19 protein-coding genes and 3 pseudogenes are annotated in these 21774 nt (G+C 71.8%); 9 read left to right on the forward strand and 13 right to left on the reverse strand.

Annotated features, from left to right (window positions below; all coding sequences use genetic code 11):
- Positions 1 to 8 precede the first annotated feature (8 nt).
- From AC07DI_RS04625 to AC07DI_RS04635, 3 genes and pseudogenes are all read right to left on the reverse strand, one after another.
- Positions 9 to 2405 (reverse strand): Tex family protein, encoded by a 2397-nt coding sequence (locus tag AC07DI_RS04625; RefSeq protein WP_478902149.1) that lies wholly within the window; start codon positions 2403 to 2405, stop codon positions 9 to 11.
- Between the two features lie 123 nt (positions 2406 to 2528).
- Positions 2529 to 2657 (reverse strand): annotated as a pseudogene (locus AC07DI_RS04630) (LPFR motif small protein); the annotation flags it as partial.
- Positions 2658 to 3010: 353 nt separating this feature from the next.
- Positions 3011 to 3901, reverse strand: a complete 891-nt coding sequence (locus AC07DI_RS04635; RefSeq protein WP_478902151.1) for an SCO6745 family protein — start codon at positions 3899 to 3901, stop codon at positions 3011 to 3013.
- Between the two features lie 172 nt (positions 3902 to 4073).
- Here AC07DI_RS04635 and AC07DI_RS04640 point away from each other — a divergent pair, with 172 nt between their 5' ends.
- Positions 4074 to 5108, forward strand: a complete 1035-nt coding sequence (locus AC07DI_RS04640; RefSeq protein ID WP_478902153.1) for a GlxA family transcriptional regulator — start codon at positions 4074 to 4076, stop codon at positions 5106 to 5108.
- A gap of 7 nt (positions 5109 to 5115) precedes the next feature.
- Positions 5116 to 5766, forward strand: a complete 651-nt coding sequence (locus tag AC07DI_RS04645) for a DJ-1/PfpI family protein (RefSeq protein ID WP_478902154.1) — start codon at positions 5116 to 5118, stop codon at positions 5764 to 5766.
- Between the two features lie 51 nt (positions 5767 to 5817).
- Here the strand turns inward: AC07DI_RS04645 and AC07DI_RS04650 are convergent, their stop codons facing one another.
- Positions 5818 to 6570, reverse strand: coding sequence for an enoyl-CoA hydratase/isomerase family protein (locus tag AC07DI_RS04650; protein WP_478902156.1), 753 nt, complete (start codon positions 6568 to 6570; stop codon positions 5818 to 5820).
- Between the two features lie 112 nt (positions 6571 to 6682).
- Here AC07DI_RS04650 and AC07DI_RS04655 point away from each other — a divergent pair, with 112 nt between their 5' ends.
- Both AC07DI_RS04655 and AC07DI_RS04660 read left to right on the forward strand, forming a co-directional pair.
- A complete protein-coding gene (locus AC07DI_RS04655; RefSeq protein ID WP_384247541.1) occupies positions 6683 to 7339 on the forward strand; it encodes an HdeD family acid-resistance protein in 657 nt (218 codons plus the stop codon).
- 93 nt (positions 7340 to 7432) lie between these two features.
- Positions 7433 to 7942 (forward strand): ATP-binding protein, encoded by a 510-nt coding sequence (locus AC07DI_RS04660; RefSeq protein WP_478902158.1) that lies wholly within the window; start codon positions 7433 to 7435, stop codon positions 7940 to 7942.
- 7 nt (positions 7943 to 7949) lie between these two features.
- Here AC07DI_RS04660 and AC07DI_RS04665 read toward each other — a convergent pair whose 3' ends face one another.
- The 9 genes and pseudogenes from AC07DI_RS04665 to galE all read right to left on the reverse strand — a co-directional run bounded on the left by AC07DI_RS04665 (position 7950) and on the right by galE (position 16132).
- Entirely contained in the window at positions 7950 to 9083 is a 1134-nt protein-coding gene (locus tag AC07DI_RS04665) for an LCP family protein (RefSeq protein WP_478902159.1), read from the reverse strand.
- A gap of 26 nt (positions 9084 to 9109) precedes the next feature.
- Positions 9110 to 9634: a transglycosylase SLT domain-containing protein gene (locus tag AC07DI_RS04670; protein WP_384247535.1), complete on the reverse strand. Its 525-nt coding sequence runs from the start codon at positions 9632 to 9634 to the stop codon at positions 9110 to 9112.
- 359 nt (positions 9635 to 9993) lie between these two features.
- A pseudogene (locus AC07DI_RS04675) lies at positions 9994 to 10302 on the reverse strand (NAD(P)-binding domain-containing protein); the annotation flags it as partial.
- A gap of 20 nt (positions 10303 to 10322) precedes the next feature.
- Entirely contained in the window at positions 10323 to 11210 is an 888-nt protein-coding gene (locus AC07DI_RS04680; RefSeq protein WP_478902161.1) for a glycoside hydrolase family 16 protein, read from the reverse strand.
- A gap of 163 nt (positions 11211 to 11373) precedes the next feature.
- Positions 11374 to 11805 carry a GNAT family N-acetyltransferase gene (locus AC07DI_RS04685; RefSeq protein ID WP_384247532.1) on the reverse strand — a complete coding sequence of 144 codons (432 nt, stop codon included), beginning with the start codon at positions 11803 to 11805 and terminating at the stop codon, positions 11374 to 11376.
- Positions 11806 to 11856: 51 nt separating this feature from the next.
- Entirely contained in the window at positions 11857 to 12450 is a 594-nt protein-coding gene (gene idi / locus AC07DI_RS04690) for an isopentenyl-diphosphate Delta-isomerase (RefSeq protein ID WP_384247531.1), read from the reverse strand.
- 122 nt (positions 12451 to 12572) lie between these two features.
- A pseudogene (locus tag AC07DI_RS04695) lies at positions 12573 to 13829 on the reverse strand (GNAT family N-acetyltransferase).
- A gap of 201 nt (positions 13830 to 14030) precedes the next feature.
- Positions 14031 to 14969, reverse strand: coding sequence for a cation diffusion facilitator family transporter (locus tag AC07DI_RS04700; RefSeq protein WP_384247997.1), 939 nt, complete (start codon positions 14967 to 14969; stop codon positions 14031 to 14033).
- A gap of 179 nt (positions 14970 to 15148) precedes the next feature.
- Positions 15149 to 16132: a UDP-glucose 4-epimerase GalE gene (gene galE, locus AC07DI_RS04705; RefSeq protein WP_478902162.1), complete on the reverse strand. Its 984-nt coding sequence runs from the start codon at positions 16130 to 16132 to the stop codon at positions 15149 to 15151.
- 362 nt (positions 16133 to 16494) lie between these two features.
- Between galE and AC07DI_RS04710 the strand changes: the two genes are divergently transcribed.
- The 5 genes from AC07DI_RS04710 to AC07DI_RS04730 are packed head-to-tail and all read left to right on the forward strand — an operon-like array spanning position 16495 to position 21748.
- Entirely contained in the window at positions 16495 to 18297 is a 1803-nt protein-coding gene (locus AC07DI_RS04710; RefSeq protein ID WP_478902293.1) for a DUF5941 domain-containing protein, read from the forward strand.
- On the forward strand, positions 18294 to 19031 hold the full coding sequence (locus AC07DI_RS04715) for a phosphocholine cytidylyltransferase family protein (RefSeq protein ID WP_478902163.1): 738 nt from the start codon (positions 18294 to 18296) through the stop codon (positions 19029 to 19031). Before AC07DI_RS04710 ends, AC07DI_RS04715 begins: the two co-directional genes overlap by 4 nt.
- Positions 19019 to 20083: an iron-containing alcohol dehydrogenase family protein gene (locus AC07DI_RS04720; protein ID WP_478902165.1), complete on the forward strand. Its 1065-nt coding sequence runs from the start codon at positions 19019 to 19021 to the stop codon at positions 20081 to 20083. The genes AC07DI_RS04715 and AC07DI_RS04720 overlap by 13 nt, the downstream gene beginning before the upstream one ends.
- On the forward strand, positions 20061 to 20840 hold the full coding sequence (locus AC07DI_RS04725) for a CDP-alcohol phosphatidyltransferase family protein (RefSeq protein ID WP_079074470.1): 780 nt from the start codon (positions 20061 to 20063) through the stop codon (positions 20838 to 20840). Before AC07DI_RS04720 ends, AC07DI_RS04725 begins: the two co-directional genes overlap by 23 nt.
- 26 nt (positions 20841 to 20866) lie before the next feature.
- Positions 20867 to 21748: a glycosyltransferase family 2 protein gene (locus AC07DI_RS04730; protein ID WP_384247994.1), complete on the forward strand. Its 882-nt coding sequence runs from the start codon at positions 20867 to 20869 to the stop codon at positions 21746 to 21748.
- Positions 21749 to 21774 lie beyond the last annotated feature (26 nt).

Consider the following 21774-nt stretch of genomic DNA (forward strand, 5'->3'; position numbering starts at 1 on the left):
GCAGCGCCTCAGCGCCGCTTGGGATCCACCAGACCGGCCCGCCGCAACGCCTCGGCCATCGCGTCGTTGGCGGGCGGCGGGCCCTGCCGCTGCGGCTTCTGCCCGCGCTGACCGCCACCACCGCCACCACGGCCGCCCTGCCGCTGCTCGGGCGGCCGGCCGCCGCCCCGCTTCGGCTGCTCTCCGCCGGAGGCGGCCCCGCCGCCCGTCTCGTCGTCCAGGCGCAGCGTCAGCGAGATCCGCTTGCGCGGGATGTCGACGTCCATGACCTTCACCTTGACGATGTCGCCGGGCTTGACGACGTCCCACGGGTCCTTGACGAACGTCTTCGACATGGCGGACACGTGCACGAGGCCGTCCTGGTGCACGCCCACGTCGACGAACGCCCCGAACGCGGCGACGTTCGTGACGACCCCTTCGAGCACCATCCCGGTGGCGAGGTCGGAGAGCTTCTCGACGCCTTCCTTGAAGGTCGCCGTCTTGAAGGCGGGGCGCGGGTCGCGGCCCGGCTTCTCCAGCTCCTTCAGGATGTCCGTGACGGTCGGCAGACCGAAGGCGTCGTCCACGAAGTCGTCCGGCCGCAGCGAGCGCAGCGCCCCCGTGTTGCCGATCAGCGAACCGACGTCGCCGCCCGCCGACTTCACCATCCTGCGTACGACGGGGTACGCCTCCGGGTGCACGCTGGACGCGTCCAGCGGGTCGTCGCCGCCGCGGATGCGGAGGAAGCCCGCGCACTGCTCGTACGCCTTCGGGCCGAGCCGGGCCACGTCTTTGAGGCCCTTGCGGCTCTTGAAGGGGCCGTTGGCGTCGCGGTGAGCGACGATGTTCTCCGCGAGGCCCGCGCCGATGCCGGAGACCCGGGCGAGGAGCGGGGCGGACGCGGTGTTCACGTCCACGCCGACGCCGTTCACACAGTCCTCGACGACGGCGTCGAGCGAACGCGACAGCTTCATCTCGGAGAGGTCGTGCTGGTACTGGCCGACCCCGATCGACTTGGGGTCGATCTTCACCAGCTCGGCCAGCGGGTCCTGCAGGCGCCGGGCGATGGAGACCGCACCGCGGATCGACACGTCGAGGTCGGGCAGCTCCTGGGAGGCGAAGGCCGAGGCGGAGTACACGGAGGCGCCGGCCTCGGAGACCATCACCTTCGTGAGGTTCAGCTCGGGGTGCTTGTCGATGAGCTCGGCGGCGAGCTTGTCGGTCTCGCGCGAGGCCGTGCCGTTGCCGATGGCCACGAGGTCGACCGCGTGCTCCTTGGCGAGCTTCGCGAGCGTGGCCAGGGACTGGTCCCACTTGTTGGCCGGGACGTGCGGGTGGATCGTGTCGGTCGCGACGACCTTGCCGGTGGCGTCGACGACGGCCACCTTCACGCCCGTGCGGAACCCCGGGTCAAGGCCCAGCGTGGCGCGCGTACCGGCGGGCGCCGCGAGCAGCAGGTCGCGCAGGTTCGAGGCGAAGACCCGTACCGCCTCGTCCTCGGCGGCGGTCCGCAGGCGCAGCCGCAGATCGATCCCGAGGTGGACGAGGATCCGGGTCCGCCAGGACCAGCGCACCGTGTCCTGCAGCCACTTGTCGCCCGGCCTGCCACGATCGGCGATGCCGAAGCGCTGGGCGACGATCCCCTCGTACGTGGAAGGGGCGCCCGGTGTGGCGGAGGGCTCCTCGGGCTCCAGGGTGAGGTCGAGGACCTCCTCCTTCTCGCCGCGCAGCATCGCGAGGACGCGGTGCGAGGGGAGCTCGGTGAAGGGCTCGGCGAAGTCGAAGTAGTCGGCGAACTTGGCGCCCGCCTCCTCCTTGCCCTCGCGGACCTTGGCGGCGAGACGGCCGCGTACCCACATGCGCTCGCGCAGTTCGCCGATCAGGTCGGCGTCCTCCGAGAACCGCTCGGCGAGGATCGCCCTGGCCCCGTCGAGGGCGGCCTGCGGGTCGGCGACGCCCTTGTCGGCGTCCACGAACGCCGTGGCGGCCGCCGGCGGTTCCACCGTCGGGTCGCCGAGCAGCCCGTCGGCCAGCGGCTCGAGGCCCGCCTCACGGGCGATCTGCGCCTTGGTGCGCCGCTTGGGCTTGAAGGGCAGGTAGATGTCCTCGAGCCGCGCCTTGGTGTCCGCCTCGCGGATCCGCGCCTCCAGCTCGTCGGTGAGCTTGCCCTGCTCACGGACCGAGTCGAGGATCGCGGCGCGCCGGTCCTCGAGCTCGCGCAGGTAGCGCAGCCGCTCCTCGAGCGTGCGCAGCTGCGCGTCGTCGAGCATCTCGGTCGCTTCCTTGCGGTAGCGCGCGATGAAGGGCACCGTGGACCCGCCGTCGAGCAGGTCGACGGCGGCCTTCACCTGCCGCTCCCGTACGCCGAGCTCCTCGGCGATCCTGCCTTCGATGGACGCAGGGGTGGACGTCTTCAAAGCTGCCACGTTCCGGTACCGCCTTCTCGCTGAGGTTGCCGGGCAATTGTGGCAGGTGGCGCCGTTGGCGGGGGATCAGACCCGGCGGGTCCGCCCCATCCGCCCGGGGCGGCGGCCGGTGCTCCGCCCGCCCCGCCCGCCCCGTCCGGCGGAACGGGAGGCTCCGCCGAACAGCCGCCCAACGGCCCGGAACGGCAGGGTGACGACGGTGGCGATGGCGCTCGCGATCTGGCGCAGCACATCCGCTATGGCACGGAACATGGATCTCCCCTTTCGTCTCCCGGCGCGGCCGGGGGTGGCGGTCAGGAGACGCCCGGGTACCTCGGAGCCCCGCTTTGAACCCCCTCCCGCGCCCCGACGCCCGCCACCGCGCCCGCGAAGCCGGGCCGAACCGGGTCTGAGAGCCTGTCTTTGAACCCCCGCCTGCGCAGCGACGCCCGGCACGCGCCCTCGGCGCACGGAGTTCCAGGACAGGTGGCTCCGCCACATGACCTCGAACTCCGCACACCGATCGCACGCTTCCCCAAGCTCTCGGCTCCGCTCGAGCAGGGGAGGCCCCAATCCGCCGCTGCGCCCGCGCTTCGCGCGGACGACGGGGGTTCAAAGACAGGCTCTCAGCGCTTGCCGAGCAGATCCGCCGGGAAGGCGCCCGCCTGGAGCGCGGTCCCGGTGAACAGGGTGCCCAGCTCCGTCAGCCGCTCGACGCCCGCGGCGCCCAAGTGCTCGTAGGGGGCCCGGTCGAGGCGGTCCGTCTCCGCCTCGATGTCCCGGCGAAGGGCCACGCCGTCCTCCGTCAACTCGCCCTCGGCGTCGAGCAGTCCGCGCCCGCGCAGCCGCCGCACGGCGTCGTCCCACTCCGCCCTGTTCCAGCCCCGGGTGGCGAAGTGCCACTTGGGCGTCATGCCCTTGCCGGTGGCGGTGTGGCTCACCAGGGCCTCCAGGCCGTCGAGTTCCGCGGAGAGCAGTACGGTCAGGTGCCCGTCGCCGCGGTGTTCGCGCAGCAGCGTCGCCGCGTGCCAGTACGCGAGGTGCGGTGCGTCGGGCACGGGCAGGTCGGCGTGGGCGGAGTACAGGGGGCGGGCGGCGCGGTCGCAGGCCTCGGTGGCGCGCAGGGCGAGGTCTGCGGCCTCCGCCATCTCGGGCGAGGCGACGAGCTCCTCGCCGAGGAGCCGGCGCAGCGTCGTGTCGACGGCACGCAGGCGTGCGCCGCGGGCCTCCTCGGGCGTGGCGCTCTTCCAGACCTCCGGCACGTGCTCGGCGACGAGTTCGTACTTGTAGTTGTAGAACGTGGCGGTCACGGTCCCGGGGCCGACGGCGCCGAGGGCCGCCGCGCGCAGGGCGAAGTTGACGGCTGCGGGGTGAGTGATGCCGAACGCGGCCATCTCCCGCGCCGAGTCGGGCGAGAAGTAGTGCGTCGAGTGCAGGGAGTTGAGGACGTTGTGACAGCGGCGTCCCGCGTGCGGGGGCAGTGCCGTAGCCGTGGAGGAGGTCGTCGAAGAGGTCATGGGAGCACGGTACCTACTGGTTGGTATGTCGTCCGTGGTCAGTCCCTGTGACGTGTGACCGAATGACAGGGACGAAGACCGGAACGAGGACCGGAACAACGACAGGCACGATGGCAGGAATGGTGGGCTACTCGTCATTGCGGCCATCGTGGGGCGGGCGAAGAATCGGGGCATGGAGCAGCGCACCGTCCTGGTCGTCCTCTTCGACGACGTCCAGAGCCTCGACGTCACCGGACCCGCGGAGGTCTTCGCGGGCGCCGGAGTCTGCCTCACAGACCCCGGGAGCGGCTACCGCGTACGCACGGCGTCCCTGGACGGCCGCCCCGTACGCACGTCCAGCGGCCTCACCCTGGTCCCGGACTCCAAGCTCGCCGACGCGCCCGCGCCGCACACGCTGCTGGTCCCGGGCGGTCCGGGCACCCGGCCCGCGGACCGGGCGCTGACCGACTGGCTGCGCGAGCACGGCCCGCGCGCCGAGCGCCTCGTCTCGGTCTGCACCGGCGCCATCCGGCTCGCCGAGGCGGGCCTCCTTGAGGGCCGCCGCGCGACGACGCACTGGGCGTACTGCGAGAAGCTGGCCAGGGACCATCCGGGGGTCGAGGTCGACCCGGACCCCATCTACGTGCGCGACGGCCATGTCGCGACGTCCGCCGGGGTCACCGCGGGCATCGACCTGGCGCTCGCGCTCGTCGAGGAGGACTACGGCCGCGAGGCGGCGCTCACCATCGCCCGCCACCTCGTCGTCTTCCTGCGACGCCCGGGGAACCAGGCGCAGTTCAGCGTCCAGCTCGCCGCGCAGACCGCACGGCGCGAGCCGCTGCGCGACGTCCAGCAGTGGATCACCGAGCATCCGGCCGACGACCTGTCGGTCGACGCGCTCGCCGCGCGCGCCCGGCTCTCGCCCCGCCACTTCGCCCGCGCCTTCCGGGCGGACACCGGGCTCACCCCGGGCAAGTACGTCGAGCGCGTCCGCGTCGAGCACGCCCGCCGGTTGCTCGAGGACACCGACGACGGCGTCGAACAGGTCTCGCGCGCCTGCGGCTACGGCACTCCGGAGGCGATGCGCCGCGCCTTCGTCAAGACGCTCGGCACGGCACCGGCCGAGTACCGCCGCCGCTTCCATCCGGTGCCGCCCGCACCGCCCGGCACATCCACCGGTCGAACCGACCGACAGCCGACCGATCGCCAACCACTGGCCAACCGATAGGGACCCCATGCAGATCGCCATCGCCCTGTACGAGCGCTTCACCGTCCTGGACGCCATCGGCCCTTACCAGACCCTGAGCTCCCTGCCCGGTTACGAGACGGTCTTCGTGGCCGAGCAGGCGGGCCCCGTCCGCGACGACACCGGCTCCCTCGCCCTCGTCGCAGACAAGTCCTTCGCCGAGGTGCGCAGCCCCGACATCGTGGTGGTGCCCGGCGGCCCCGGCCAGAGCGACCAGATGGAGAACGAGCCGCTCCTCGACTGGCTGCGCACGGTCGACGCGACGAGCACCTGGACGACCTCGGTGTGCACCGGCTCCCTCGCCCTGGCCGCCGCCGGTCTCCTCAAGGGCCGCCGCGCCACCTCCCACTGGTGCGCCCTCGGCGAGCTGGACCGGCTCGGCGTGGAGTCGACGGGGGAGCGGGTCGTCTTCGACGGCAAGTACGTCACGGGGGCCGGCGTCTCCGCGGGCATCGACATGGGCCTCACCCTGGCCGGCCGGATCGCGGGTGACGAGCACGCGCAGACCGTCCAGTTGATAACCGAGTACGACCCCCAGCCGCCCTACGACGCGGGCTCCCCGGGGAAGGCGCCCGCGCACCTCGTCGCCAGGATCCGCGACCGGAGCCGCTTCGGGCAGGAGGCGGCAGGCGGCAAGTAGGGACAGTGGGGGCAGTGGGGGCAGCCAGGCTCTGCAGGACGGGCCCGGGGCTCAGTCCGCCCGCACGGTCCACGTGAAGCGCGGCTGCCTACGCTCCAGGAAGGCGGCGACACCCTCGGCGGTGTCGCCGCTGCCGCGTGCCCGCTCGGCCCAGTGGGCGTCCCGGTCGGTGCGCCCGGCCGCGAACTCCTTCGCCGCGGCCTGCGTCAGCTGCGAGCGCGCCGCGAGGACCCGGGTGAACTCCGCGACCCGCTTGTCCAGGCCGCCGGCGGGCAGCACCTCCTCGACCAGGCCGGTGCGCAGCGCCCGCTCCGCGTCGATCAGCTCGCCGGAGAAGAGCAGGTACTTGGCGGCGGACGGTCCCACGAGGGACACCAGGCGACGGGTGGACGACGCCGGATAGACGATGCCCAGCTTGGCCGGCGTGACGCCGAACGAGGCGCCCTCGTCCGCGAACCGCAGGTCGCACGCGCCCGCCAGCTGCGCGCCGCCGCCCACGCAGTAGCCCCGCACCGCGGCGAGCGTCGGCTTGGGGAAGGCCGCGAGGGCCTCCTCGGCGCGCACGGCGAGGTCCTGCGCCGCGCCCGGGGACTCGCGCAGCGAGGAGATGTCCGCGCCCGCGCAGAAGGTGTCGCCCGCGCCGGTGAGCACGACGGCGCGCACGGCCGGGTCGGCGGCGAGGGCGGCGAAGAGCGGCGGCACCTGGCGCCACATGTCGGCGGTCATGGCGTTGCGCTTGGCCGGATGGTCGATGAGGACGGTGGCGACGCCGTCCGTGACGGTCTGCCTCAGCTGCGGCTCCATGCGCCGGATGCTATCCGCACTCCTCGAACGTACGATCAAGGAGGGGTGGGGAGATAAGGCGCGTAACGTGCATAGGGCGCGCAAGGCTCCGCCGAGCGAGAGGGAGACGCCGATGGCCGGACCCAGGGACGCCGGGACCACCAGGCCCACCGAACCCGCGAACGGCAGCCGCGGCAGGCAGGGCGCCCGGCTGAGCCGCAGCTTCGGTTGGCTCGCCCTGCTGGGCGTGATCCTGGCCGTGGCCGGGCTCGTCGGCCTCGTCTACACCGGCGTCGCCACGCTGACCTCGATGCTGCTCTTCGGCTGGCTGCTGCTCATCGGCGGTGTCGTCGGGCTGCTGCACGCCGTCCAGTCGCGCGGCAGCAGCTTCTTCTGGCTGGGCGTCGTGGTCGCCGCGCTGAACCTCGCGGCGGGCGTCGTGATCCTGCGCAGGCCCGAGGTGGCGGCCGAGGCGCTGACCATGTTCGCGGCCCTGCTCTTCCTCACGGGCGGAGTGTTCCGCCTGGTCGGCAGCCTGGTGGTACGCGGCCCGCAGTTCGCCCTGACCCTGCTGCAGGGCGCCTTCGGCCTGCTGATCGGCGTCCTGGTCCTCGCGGGATGGCCCAGCAGCAGTCAGTACGTCATCGGGTGCTTCTTCTCGCTGGCGCTGCTCTTCGACGGCCTCGGTCTGATCGCCACGGGCATCGGAGGGCGCCGCATCGTCAGCCTCGTACAACCTGAAGAGCGCTTGAAAGCGGAACAACAGGGGCAGGAACAGTCACCCGACTGACGGCGGCACGCACCACCGGTCAAAACGCGTCGATAATCGCTGACTTCTGGTCAGTGGCGGGGCACGGACCAGAGCGTTCCCAACACTCGATGTGTGGCGACAATCGAGCGCAAGGGCGGCGACCGGACGATGGAGAACGGCGGGAGGCGGCCCGGCCCACTCCCCGGCCGTGACGGACCGATGCCCTACGAGGGCGTATGGCGCTTCACCGCCCCCGCCGTCGACGCCTCCGTACCCCAGGCCCGGCACGCGGTGCGCGACCTCCTCGCGCGGCAGGGCGTACCCGCCTCGGACGACGTCGTCCAGGGCCTGCTCCTCATCGTCTCGGAGCTGGTCACCAACGCGGTGCGGCACGCGGCCCTGCTCTCGCCGATGCTCGCGGTGGAGGTCGCGGTCGGCGCCGAGTGGGTGCGGGTCTCCGTCGAGGACAACCACCCCTACCGCCCGACGGCCCTGGTGGCGGACCACGGCCAGACGGGCGGCAGGGGACTCCTCCTCGTCCGCGAGATCACCCAGGAGGCGGGCGGCGCCTGCGACGCCGAGCACACCGCGAGCGGCGGCAAGGTCATCTGGGCGGCGCTGCCCCTCAAACCCCAGGGCTAGATCCGGGTCAGGAGCCGGCCGACACCGGCGAATCGGTTCTGTCGCCCACCGAGCCCCGGGTGGCGTCCTTCGGTATGGTCCGGTCCTCGCGCAGGGCGTTCCAGACGGCGTGCGAGGCCTTGTCCAGCGGCTTGACGCGGCCCGCGTCCCGCGCGTCGTAGGTGACTGGCATCGTCACCATGTCGGTGCGGTCGGGGCTAATGCCCTTCAACTCCTCGGCGAGCCCGAGGAGCTTGTCCGCGGAGGCCAGGTCGGAGTCGGCGCTGACGGTCTTGGTCGCGGTGTCCGCCAGGTCGTAGGACTTGCCCGGGTCGCTGAGCGGGTCGACGGTGTTCACGCGGTGGATCAGCGCCTTGATGAAGGCCTGCTGGAGCTGGATGCGGCCGAGGTCGCTGCCGTCGCCCACGCCGTGCCGGGTGCGGACGAGCTCGAGCGCCTGCTTGCCCTTCAGCGTGTGCGTGCCGGCGCTCAGGGAGAGACCGCTGTTGTGGTCCTTGATGGCCTTGCGGGTGGTGATGTCCACGCCGCCGAGCTCGTCCAGAAGCTTCTGGAACCCCTTGAAGTCGACTTCGAGGTAGTGGTCCATGCGGACGCCGGACATCTTCTCGACCGTCTTGACGGTGCAGGCGGGGCCGCCCACCTGGTACGACGAGTTGAACATGGCCTGCTGCGCGCCCGCCGCGCCGCCGCCTGACTGCGTGCACCGGGGCCGCTGCACCATCGTGTCGCGCGGGATGCTGACGACCGAGGCCTTCTTGTGGGTCTTGTCGACGTGCAGGACCATCGCCGTGTCGGCCCGGGCCCCGCTCACGCCACTGCCGTACTCGCCGTGGGTCCCTGCCCGTGAGTCGGATCCGAGCAGGAGGATGTTCATCGATCCGTCCCGCTGCCCGGCGGGCCGGTCGTGGCCGAGGGCGGCGTTCACGTCCGTGCCCTTGATCTGGCCGTTGAGGTGCTGCCAGGCATAGGCCACGCCTCCGCCACCGACGAGAGTCACGCCGAGGGCGCCCCACGCCACGTAGCGCAGCACCTTCTTCCTGGGCCTGCGCCGGGAGCGCCGTACCCGCGCGGGCCCGTAGGCGGGCGCCGCGGGGCCGTCGGCCGGATGCGCCGGATGCTCGTTCCCGCTCTCGTGCGGCATGCGCTGACTCTCCTCGCCGACCGGACTCAGTACGCGGAGTCGACGTTGTCGATGGAGCCGTACTTGTCGGCGGCGTAGTTGGCGGCCGCGGTGATGTTGGCGACCGGGTCGGTCAGGGAGTTTGCGGTGCCCTCGACGTGGTAGGCGTCGAAGGTCGGCTGGATGACCTGGAGCAGGCCCTTGGACGGGGTACCGTTCTGCGCGTTCACGTCCCAGCCGTTCTGGGCGTTCGGGTCACCGGCGGACTCGCGCATGATGTTGCGGTGCAGGCCCTCGTAGGAGCCGGGGATGCCCTTGGCCTTCATGATGTCGAGGGACTGGCGGATCCAGCCGTCGAGGTTGTCGGCGTGCGGCTTCTTGGCGGCCTTGGCCTGCGCCTTCGCCTGCGCCTGCACGTGCGCCGCCACCGTGCTCACCTTGTCCGGCTCCGCGGCGTGCGCGGCGGAGGGGGCCAGGGAGAGGGCCGCTGCCGCGGCGCCGGCTGTGGCGATGCCGGTGACGGAGAGCTTGCGGAAGCGGGCGGCACGGTTGAGCGTCCGGGTCATGGCCATGCGGGGGGAACTCCTCAGGGGGGACGTGAGGGGGCTCGATCCGGAGCGGGCGGTTGTGCCCGGTGGGATCCACGAGCCCCGTAGACCTCAAACAGGGTTAGCGGCGCTTCCCACCGGGCGCAAAGGTGTGACGTACTACCCCCTTACGCAGCGGCACCCGTCCGAGACCTCCCCCGCACGCCCCTGGCCCCACGCCCGTGGCCCCGGCTCCCTACTACCGCCTTTAGCATGTGACGTGCCCCCTATGAGTGGGTTCACAGCCACCGCTTCCCCGACGTGGCCCCGGTCACCGAAAGGGCGGTCTACGCGTCCGTCTCGGAGCGGTCGCCGCCCCAGAGCGTGTGGAACGACCCCTCGCGGTCGGCGCCCCGGGGTGCTGGACCGTCGACGATCATGTCCCCGGGCCCCAGGAGCGGCGCGAATTCCTTGATCACGGTGTCGGTCGGCTCGCCCGCCTTCACCATGAGCACGAGCCGTCGGGGACGTTCGAGGGCGGCCACGAATTCCTCGGCCGTCTCGGTCGGCACGAAGGTGTCCTCCTCGCCGAACTCCGCCATCAGCTGGTGTGTGCGGGCGGCGGTGCGGTTGTGGAGGGCGACCGCGTATCCGTTGCGGGCGAAGTTGCGGGCGAGGTCGCGCCCCATGACGGCGAGGCCCGTGACCCCGATCTAGGCCCGAGTTGCGTGTCTCAGAGCTCTCCGCTTCCCGTCGTCACGTGGACGTAGTCGACGACGAGCTGCTGGGGGAACGAGGTGCTGCCGTTCGGGTCGCCGGGCCAGTAGCCGCCGACCGCGAGGTTGAGGATCAGGAAGAAGGGCTTGTCGAAGACCCAGCGGTTGCCGTTGAGGTCGGCAGGGGTGCGCGTCTGGTAGACCTTGCCGTCGACGGACCAGCTGACCTTGTTCGGCGACCAGTCCACCGCGAACGTGTGGAACTTGTCCGCGAACGCCTCGCCGCCGGGCAGCGTGAAGCCCGCGCCGATCCCGCCCGAGCCGGAGTAGCCGGGGCCGTGCAGCGTGCCGTGGACGGTGCCGGGCTCGAAGCCGACATTCTCCATCACGTCGATCTCACCGCTGGCGGGCCAGCCCACACCCCCGATGTCGGAGCCGAGCATCCAGAACGCCGGCCACATGCCCTGGCCGCGCGGCACCTTCATCCGCGCCTCTACGTGGCCGTAGGTCTGCGTGAACCTGCCCGCGGTGTTCAGCCGGGCCGAGGTGTACTCGCACCGGCCGTACCAGCACTGGTAGTTGCCGGGGTTCTCCTTGCGGGCGGTGATGACCAGGTTGCCCCGGCCGTCGAGTGCCGCGTTCCTGTTGCCCGCGGTGTAGTACTGCCGCTCGTGGTTGTTGACGTTGTCGCCGGTCTCGGTCTGCCACTTGGCGCCGTCGACCGCCGATCCGGCCGGGCCGTCGAAGTCGTCCGTGAAGGTGGCGGCCGTCGTGGAGACGGCGGCGGGGGAGCGGGGCGCGGGCTCGGCCGAGGCCGGGGGAAGAGCGGTCAGGCTCGCGGCGCCGCAAACCAGGGCGAGGGCGCAGAGCGTGGTGCGGCGGCGGGAAGAGGCGTGCACGGTCATCACATCGCTTCGCGTGGGGGGGCGGTGAATGTGGAACATGCGCATGACAAGTAGTGATCGAAAAGTGAACGCGGCGGGAGACCTGCCGCGCTCACTTCGTTCAGTACTTGATTTAAGGCAGGCCCCGAAGCCCCGTCAAGGAGTTGGTGCGAACCAACTCGGCTCAACTCGCGGGCCCGGACCAGAACATGCCGATCGAGTCGTGCGCGGCGGTGTCGGTGAAGCCGAACTTCTCGTACAGGAAGCGCGCCGGGCCATCGGCGATCAGCGAGACGTACGCGGTCGCGGGCGCCCGGCGCTCCAGCTCCCCGGTGAGCGCGGCCATGATGCGCCTGCCGAGACCACGGCCCTGGTGGGCGGGGTGCACGCAGATGTCGACGAGTTGGAACGCGGTCCCGCCGTCGCCGATGATCCGGCCCATGCCGACCGGCTCGCCCGCGTGGTGGAGCACCACCCCGTGCCAGGTGTTCGGCAGGGCGAGCGCGACGGCCTCGGGTGCCCTGTCGGAGAGGCCGGCATCGGCCCGCAGGCGGCGGAAGGTCTCGACGGACGGCACTCCCGTGCGCAGCTCGTAAGAGTCGTCATCAGCTTGCATGTATTACATGCTAACGAACCGGAGCCGCCCCTCCGACCGGGCGGAGCGCGGTTACCAGCCCGCGGAGGGGCCGGTCAGCTCCTTGATCGCGGGGCGGGCCGCGTCGAGCACGGTCATGAACCAGGCGGAGAACGGCTCCCGCTCATGCCGCTCGGCCAGCTCCGCCGCCGTCACGAACGCGGTCCCGCCGATCTCGGCGGCGTCCGGACGCAGCGGGGCCTGCACCATGCCCACGAACAGATGGTTGAACTCCTGCTCCACGAGCCCCGAGTCCGGGTCCGGGTGGTTGTAGCGCACCGTGCCCGCCTCGGCGAGCAGCGACGGCGAGACGCCGAGCTCCTCGTACGTACGCCGGGCGGCCGCCGCGAACGGTGCCTCGCCCGGATAGGGGTGGCCGCAGCAGGTGTTCGACCAGACGCCGGGGGAGTGGTACTTGCCGAGGGCGCGCTGCTGGAGCAGCAGGCGCCCCTGTTCGTCGAAGAGGAAGACGGAGAACGCCCGGTGCAGCTGCCCGGGCGCCTGGTGCGCGGAGAGCTTCTCCGCGGTGCCGATGGTCCTGCCGTCCTCGTCGACGAGTTCGAGCAAGATCGCTTCTCCGGTGCCGTTCGACGAACTGTTCGCCGCGGTGGCAGGTGTGGTCGGCATACCCATCCTTCGCTTCGGTCCTGAGCCCAAGTCTGCCGTACGTTCCGGACGCCCCCGGCACTTCGAGGGCCCGCATGTCCCGCCGCGCCGGGCGCTCCCGAGGGGGCGCCCGGCGCGGTGAATCAGACGCCGAAGGCGGCCGGATACTGGATCGTGCCCCGCGCCGGCCCCGCGGAATCGTCGGATCCGTCGAGTACGAGCGCCATCATCGCCTCATCGGGCACCTCGAAACCTGGCCGGATTCCGTACCCGGAAGCGGGCTTGAAACCGAACCGCGGATAGTACGAGGGATGCCCGAGCACGACGACGAGCCGCTCCCCGCGCGCACGTGCCGCGTCGAGCAGCGCGCGGACGACCGCAGACCCCACCCCCGTCCGCTGGTGCGCGGGCAGTGCGGCCACCGGAGCGAGCGCCGGCGCGAGTGCCCCGCCCACCAGGCAGCGGGTGAGCAGCGCGTGCGCGGCCACGGAACCGTCGGGCGCCTCGGCGACGTACGACAGGCCCGGCAGCCAGGCCCCGGGGTCGGCGCGCAACGCGTCGACCAGGTCGGCCTCCGCCTCGGTCTCGAAGGCGGTTGTGTGGACGGCGTGCACCGCGGCGACGTCCTACGCGGTCTCCGGACGGGTCGGCCAGGAGTCCGTGGGCCGCAGGACGTAGCCCGCGTACCCGAACTCCGTGCCGTGCTCGCGCCGCATCGCGATCTCCTCGCGGGTGGCGGCGAGCGCCTCGGCCATGCCGGGAGCCGAGGGGTCCGCCGCGTCCGCGCGCGCGGCAAGCGGCCCGTAGTACTCGTCCCAGTCGGACTCGGGCTGCGGGTGCACGCCGAGCACGCGGTACCCGGCACCGGTCGCGGCCCGGAGGTTCTCCTCGCCGGTACGGAGGGTGTAGTGCCGCTCCCAGAAGGTACGGGCCGCGGCGGACGGCTCGGCGGTCGTCCACTCGCACTCGGTCAGGACGAGCGCCCCGCCGGGAGCGAGCAGGCGCCGCCAGGCGCGCAGCGCGGTGTCGAAGCCGATGGAGTAGACCGAGCTCTCGGCCCAGACCAGATCGAACGAGCCGTCCGGGAAGGGGAGTTCGGCCATGTCGGCGTTGAGGGTGGTGATCGATCCGGCGAGCCCGAGAGCCCGCGCGGACGCGTGGAGCTCGTCGAGGAACGGCTCGTGCAGATCGACGGCGGTCACCTCGGCGCCGGCCTCGGCGGCGAGGAGGAGTGCGGCCCTGCCGGGGCCGCAACCCAGGTCGAGGACGCGCGGCCGCGCGGGCAGCGGGCCCGCGAGGGAGAGCAGCCGCCGGGTGGTGGCGGCGGAGCCGGGGCCCTGCCGGTGGAGCCCTCGGTGCAGGGCGAAGAAGGCATGGGTGAGCGAACTGTGGTCGGTCAACGTGGGAAACCCTTGAGTGAGGGGCCCGCGGACGTACGGAGCGTCAGGTGCGAGCCCGGGAAGCGGGGATGTACGTGTCGCCGCGCAGGGCAGCGCCGGCCGCGACAGTCATCAACCCACCTCCAGGAAACTCAAGAACTCTGGCCAGGATAGCACCGGCGGTGACCACGGCGCCGTGCTCCGGAGAGGCGGAGCCGGGGCTCAGTGGCAGAGCTTCGCCTCGTGCTCCGCGTGCCCGCCCGGCTCCAGCTGGAAGGTGCAGTGCTCGACGTCGAAGTGGTCGCCCAGGCATCCCTGCAGTTCGTGCAGCATCTTCTCGTGGCCGATCGAGTCGAGGGTGCAGGTGCTCACCACGACGTGCGCGGAGAGCACCGGCAGGCCCGAGGTGATGGTCCAGGCGTGCAGGTCGTGGACGTCCTCGACGCCGGGCAGGGCGAGTATGTGGGCCCGCACCTCCGCCATGTCGACACCCTTGGGGGCCGACTCCAGGAGCACGTTCAAGGTCTCCTTGAGGAGCTTGACCGTGCGCGGGACGATCATGACGCCGATGACGAGCGAGGCGATCGGGTCGGCGGCCTGCCAGCCGGTGAGCATGATCACGGCGGCCGCGACGATGACCGTGACCGAACCGAGGGTGTCGGCCACGACCTCCAGGAAGGCGCCGCGCACATTGAGGCTGTCCCGCTGGCCGCGCATCAGCAGCGACAGCGAGATCATGTTGGCGACGAGGCCGAAGACGCCGAAGTAGATGGCGAGGTCGCCCTCGGTCCGGGCGGGCGTGATGAACCGCTCGACCGCCTCGTACAGCACATAGCCGCCGACGCCGAGCAGCAGCAGGCAGTTGGCGAGCGCGGCGAGGATCTCGGCGCGCGCATAGCCGAAGGTGCGGTTCTCCGTGGCCGGCCGGTTCGCGAAGTGGATGGCGAGCAGCGCCATGCCGAGGCCGAGGGCGTCCGTGGCCATGTGCGCCGCGTCCGCGACCAGCGCGAGCGAGTCCGCCATGAGGCCGCCCACGATCTGGGCCACCATGACCGTGACCGTGATCGCGAGGGCTGTGCGCAGCCTCCCCTTGTAGGCGTTGGCCGCGGTCCCCGTGGCGGGTGCCCCGTGTGTGTGTCCGTGATCGTGCCCAGCCCCCATGGAGCCGCCTCCCGTGTCGGTCATCGGTCCCGCCCCGTCCGCTGGTCGCGCGACCACAGTGAACTACGGGTGGGGGGTATCTGGCAACGCGGCACTGAACACCGTTGTCATCTCCCTGACCTGCGGAAATGGCAATGGTTGCCGACAGGGCGAGGGTGCAGGTCAGGACGTGGGCGCGGTCAGTCGCGGCGCGCTCCCGGGTGGTGCAGGCACCAGCCCGCCCACGCCGACTCCACCATCTCGCGCACCCCGCGCCTGGCCGTCCAGCCCAGCTCCTCGGCCGCGAGGCGGGCGTCGGCCACGGCGCGCGGTGAGTCGCCCGCCCGCGCCGGTTCGACGAGCGCAGGCCGGGTGTCCCCGCTCACCTCGCCGATGAGCGTGACGAGCTCGCGTACGGAGACGCCACGGCCCCGCCCGATGTTCACCGTCAGATCGCCCTGGGCGCCGTCGGTGAGACGGCGGGCCGCCGCCAGGTGCGCCTCGGCGAGATCGGACACGTGGACGTAGTCGCGCACGCAGGTGCCGTCCGGCGTCGGGTGGGTGTCGCCGAAGATCCGCGGCGGCTCGTCGCGCATCAGCCGGTCGAAGACCATCGGGATCACGTTGAAGACCCCGGTGTCCGCGAGCTCGGGGGAGGCGGCGCCCGCCACGTTGAAGTAGCGCAGACAGACGGTCCCGATGCCGTGCGCCCGCCCGGCGGCCCGCACCAGCCACTCCCCGGCGAGCTTCGTCTCGCCGTAGGGGCTCACCGGGACGCAGGGTGTGTCCTCCCGCACGAACTCCGCGTCCGGCGGATTGCCGTAGACCGCGGCCGACGAGGAGAACACGAACCGCGTGATACCGGCCTCGGCGACCGCTTCGAGCAGCGTCGTCAGGCCGCCCAGGTTCTCCCGGTAGTAGCGCAGCGGCTGCTCCACCGACTCCCCGACCTGCTTGCGGGCCGCGAGGTGCACCACCCCGGTGACGCCGTACTCGGCGAAGACCCGGCGCAGCAGCTTCCCGTCCAGCGAGGAGCCCCGCACGAGGGGCATGTCCGCGGGCAGCCGCTGCGGCACCCCTGAGGAGATGTCGTCCAGCACGACGACACCCTCCCCGGCGCCGGCCATGACCCGCGCCACATGTGCCCCGATGTATCCCGCTCCACCCGTGATCAGCCATGTCATGGGCGCCCACACTAAGCGACGACGCGGTGCGGAACAGGTGGTCGCTATGGCCGCTATCCGGGCAAGCCGGGCGCGGGGCGGGTGCGGTTTGTGAGCGTGGCCCCCCATCCACCATGATGATCGCGAAGGCCGAGGCCCTCGCAGGCCGCCCTGAGAGCCCGTGCCATGACCCCGGCCGGGTGGGCGCCACCTGGCCGGGGTGATGACACAGGCTCTTATCGGGGCGTGAACGGGTGATGAACGCCCGCTTCCCATCATCCGATAGCCTCTGCCGACGTGCCGCCCGGCCGCCGTGGCCAGGGGCGCTCCCCTTACGCATGTGCCCGGCGCGAGCCGCGCCGGGACTCAAGGAGTGAGTTCGTCTGTCGACCGCCATCCTCACCGGTCAGCCGGTCCCCGGGTCGCCGCTCGAAGGCGATCTGCGGTCCCTGGGCTTCGACGTGCGGGTCGCCTCCGACGCGGCGGACGCCGAGACGCTGCTCGCCGCCGTGCCGGGCGACCAGCGCGTCGCGGTCGTCGACGCGCGCTTCGTCGGACACGTCCACGCGCTGCGCCTCGGCCTCACCGACCCCCGCTTCGCCGCCTGCGCAGTGCCCGGCGCCGTCACCGCCAAACCGGAGGCGCGCACGGAACTGACCCGGGCCCTGCGCGCCACCGTGGGCAACACGGGCGGCGTCGTGACGCTCGACACGCTCCCGGACGGCATCGCGGCGGCCATGGAGTCCGGCGCCACCGACGTGCACCGCCCCGACCTCGGCACCCTCGTCGCCACCGTGCCCAGCGACCCGCAGGCACGGAACGAGGCGCGCCAGGCCGTCGCCGCCGTCGACGACGAGGCCGTACGCCTGCGCACCGCGGTCAAGTCGCGGGACGGCTTCTTCACGACGTACTGCATCTCCCCCTACTCGCGCTACATCGCCCGCTGGTGCTCCCGCCGGGGCCTGACCCCGAACCAGGTCACCACCGCCTCGCTGCTCACCGCCCTGATCGCGGCGGGCTGCGCGGCGACCGGCACGCGCGGCGGCTTCGTCGCGGCGGGCCTGCTGCTGCTCCTCTCCTTCGTCCTGGACTGCACCGACGGGCAGCTCGCCCGCTACTCCCTGCAGTACTCGACGCTGGGCGCCTGGCTGGACGCGACGTTCGACCGCGCCAAGGAGTACGCCTACTACGCGGGCCTCGCGCTCGGCGCCGCCCGCGGCGGCGATGACGTATGGGCGCTCGCGCTCGGCGCGATGGTCCTCCAGACCTGCCGGCACGTCGTGGACTTCTCCTTCAACGAGGCGAATCACGACGCGACCGCCAACACCAGCCCCACCGCGGCCCTTTCGGACAAGCTCGACAGCGTCGGCTGGACGGTCTGGCTGCGCCGGATGATCGTGCTGCCCATCGGCGAGCGCTGGGCGATGATCGCCGTGCTCACCGCGGTCACCACCCCGCGCGTCACCCTCGTCGTCCTGCTCATCGGCTGCGCGCTCGCCGCCTGCTACACCACGGCAGGACGCGTCCTGCGCTCGCTCACCCGCAAGGCGACCCGCACCGACCGGGCCGCACACGCCCTCGCCGACCTGGCCGACAACGGCCCGCTCGCCTCGTCCTTCGCCGCCCTCCGGCCCCGGACGTGGCTGCGGCCCGCCCCGGTGCTCGCCTTCGTCGGCGGCGCCGTGGTCGTCACCGCAAGCCTGACCGCCCCCTACGGCGGGCCTGCCGTCGTGGTCGCGGCCGCGTTCTACGTCGCCCTCTCGGGTCTCGCGCTGATCATGCCCCTCAAGGGTCCCCTCGACTGGCTGGTCCCGCCGTTCTTCCGCGCCGCCGAGTACGGCACGATTCTGGTATTGGCGGCCAAAGCCGATGTGAACGGGGCGCTTCCCGCGGCTTTCGGGCTCGTGGCGGCGGTCGCCTACCATCACTACGACACGGTGTACCGCATCAAGGGCGGCACCGGCGCGCCCCCGCGCTGGCTGGTGCGGACGATCGGCGGCCAGGACGGCAGGACCCTCGTGGTCGCGCTGGCCGCGACCCTGCTGCCCGCCACAGATTTCACCGTCGCGCTCACGGCACTCGCCGTGGCCGTGGCACTCGTGGTGCTCGTCGAGAGCATCCGCTTCTGGGTGACCGCTCACAAGCGTGGCGCACCCGCCGTACACGATGAAGGAGAACCCGCATGATCGGCCTCGTCCTTGCCGCAGGCGCCGGACGGCGTCTCCGTCCCTACACGGACACCCTGCCCAAGGCTCTGGTGCCCGTCGACGGGGAGACCACGATCCTCGACCTGACGCTCGGCAACTTCGCCGAGATCGGTCTCACCGAGGTCGCGATCATCGTCGGTTACAAGAAGGAGGCCGTCTACGAGCGCAAGGCGGCGCTCGAGGCGAAGTACAACCTCAAGCTGACCCTGATCGACAACGACAAGGCCGAGGAGTGGAACAACGCCTACTCCCTGTGGTGCGGCCGTGACGCCATCAAGCACGACGTGATCCTCGCCAACGGCGACACCGTGCACCCCGTCTCCGTCGAGAAGACGCTGCTCGCCGCCCGCGGCAACGGCCAGAAGATCATCCTCGCCCTCGACACGGTGAAGCAGCTCGCCGACGAGGAGATGAAGGTCATCGTCGACGACGCCAAGGGCGTGCAGCGCATCACCAAGCTGATGGACCCGGCCGAGGCCACCGGTGAGTACATCGGCGTCACCCTCATCGAGGGCTCCGCCGCCGAGGAGCTCGCCGACGCGCTGAAGACCACCTTCGAGCGCGACCCCGACCTCTACTACGAGGACGGCTACCAGGAGCTCGTCAACCGCGGCTTCAAGGTGGACGTGGCCCCGATCGGCGACGTCTCGTGGGTCGAGATCGACAACCACGACGACCTCGCCAAGGGCCGGGAGATCGCGTGCCAGTACTGACGAGGCTCATCCCCTCGCCGGTCGTCGTCGACATCCGGCCGGGGGCGCTCAACGACCTGGCCGGTGTCCTCGCCGACCAGCGGATCTGCTCGTCGACCGGCAAACTGGCCATCGCCATCAGCGGTGGCTCCGGTGCGGTCCTGCGGGACCGCCTCATGGAGTCGCTGCCGGGCGCCGAGTGGTTCGAAGTGGGCGGTGGCACGCTCGACGACGCCATCAAGCTCGCCGACGCCATGAAGAAGGGCCGCTACGACGCGGTCGTCGGGCTCGGCGGCGGCAAGATCATCGACTGCGCCAAGTTCGCCGCGGCGCGCGTCGGCCTGCCGCTGGTCGCCGTCGCGACGAACCTGTCGCACGACGGCCTCTGCTCGCCCGTCGCGACGCTCGACAACGACGCGGGCCGCGGCTCGTACGGTGTGCCGAACCCCATAGCGGTCGTCATCGACCTCGATGTGATCCGTGAGGCGCCCGTCCGCTTCGTCCGCTCCGGCATCGGCGACGCCCTGTCCAACATCTCCGCGATCCGGGACTGGGAACTCGCAGCCCGCGAGCGCGGCGAGGACATCGACGGCCTCGCGGCCGCCATGGCGCGCCAGGCCGGCGAGGCCGTGCTCCGCCACCCCGGCGGCGTCGGCGACGACAGCTTCCTCCAGGTCCTGGCCGAGGGCCTGGTCCTCACCGGCATCGCGATGTCCGTGTCGGGCGACTCCCGCCCGGCGTCCGGCGCCTGCCACGAGATCAACCACGCCTTCGACCTCCTCTTCCCCAAGCGTGCCGCGAGCCACGGCGAGCAGTGCGGCCTGGGCGCGGCGTTCGCGATGCACCTGCGCGGTGCCCGCGAGGAGTCGGCGTACATGGCCTCGGTGCTGCGCCGCCACGGCCTGCCCGTGCTGCCGGCGGAGATCGGCTTCACCGTGGAGGAGTTCGTCCAGGTCGTGGATTTCGCTCCGCAGACCCGGCCCGGCCGCTACACGATCCTCGAACACCTCGACCTGTCCACCGACCAGATCAGGGACGCATACGCCGACTATGCAAAAGCCATCGGTAGCTGAGCTCCGCCCGGTTGTTCACCCCCCGGGGGTGAAGGACCGGCGGAGCGGCGAACACTGGGCGGGCCGGCTCTACATGCGCGAGGTCTCCCTGCGCATCGACCGGCACCTGGTGAACACGAAGGTCACGCCCAACCAGCTGACCTACGTGATGACCGTGGCCGGCGCCCTCGCCGCCCCGGCCCTCCTCGTGCCGGGAATCACGGGCGCCGTGCTCGGCGTGCTCGCGGTCCAGCTGTACCTGCTGCTCGACTGCGTCGACGGCGAGATCGCCCGCTGGAAGAAGCAGTACTCGATGGCCGGGGTCTACCTGGACCGGGTCGCCGCCTACCTGTGCGACGCCGCGGTCCTGGTCGGCTTCGGGCTGCGCGCCGCCGACATCTGGGGCTCGGGACGCATCGACTGGCTGTGGGCCTTCCTCGGCACGCTGGCCGCGCTCGGCGCCATCCTGATCAAGGCCGAGACCGACCTCGTCGGCGTCGCCCGCCACCAGACGGGCAAGGAGCCGGTCAAGGAGTCGGCCGCCGAGCCGCGCTCCTCCGGGATGGCGCTGGCCCGCAGGGCCGCCGCGGCGCTCAAGTTCCACCGCCTGATCCTCGGCGTCGAGGCGTCGCTGCTGATCCTGGTGATCGCGTTCGTGGACCAGGCCAGGGGCGACCTGTTCTTCTCGCGCCTCGGCGTCGCCGTGCTCGCGGGCATCGCGCTGCTTCAGACCCTGCTCCACCTCGTGTCCATCCTCGTATCGAGCAGGCTGAAGTGATAACCCCGAGCACCTCGGCACGGAAGCTGAAGGTCGGCGCCGTCATCATCACGATGGGCAACCGGCCGCAGGAACTGCGCGCCCTCCTCGACTCGGTCGCCAAGCAGGACGGCGACCCGGTCGAGGTGGTCGTGGTCGGCAACGGCGCCCCGGTGCCGGACGTCGCGGAGTCCTCGTCGGTTGTACGCACCGTCGAGCTGCCCGAGAACCTCGGCATACCCGGCGGCCGCAACGTCGGCATCGAGGCCTTCGGCCCCGGCGGCACCGACGTCGACATCCTGCTCTTCCTGGACGACGACGGGCTCCTCGCCACCATGGACACGGCTCAGCTGTGCCGCGAGGCCTTCGCCGCCGACCCGGAGCTCGGCATCATCAGCTTCCGCATCGCGGACCCGGACACGGGAGAGACCCAGCGCCGCCACGTGCCGCGCCTGCGGGCCTCCGACCCGATGCGCTCCTCGCGCGTGACGACCTTCCTCGGCGGCGCCAACGCCGTCCGCACCAAGGTCCTCGCCGAGGTCGGCGGCCTGCCCGGCGAGTTCTTCTACGCGCACGAGGAGACCGACCTCGCCTGGCGCGCGCTGAACGCCGGCTGGATGATCGACTACCGCTCCGACATGGTCCTGCTCCACCCCACGACGGCGCCCTCCCGGCACGCGGTCTACCACCGCATGGTGGCCCGCAACCGCGTCTGGCTCGCCCGCCGCAACCTCCCCGCGCTCCTCGTCCCGGTCTACCTCGGCGTCTGGCTGCTCCTCACTCTCGCCCGGCGCCCCTCGGGCCCGGCCCTGAAGGCCTGGTTCGGCGGCTTCAAGGAGGGCTGGACCACGCCCTGCGGACCTCGCAGGCCCATGAAGTGGCGTACGGTGTGGCGGCTGACCCGGCTGGGCCGACCTCCTGTCATCTGACAAGCTCGGGTCTGAGAGCATTCGGG

Source organism: Streptomyces sp. NPDC044106, from assembly GCF_056433985.1.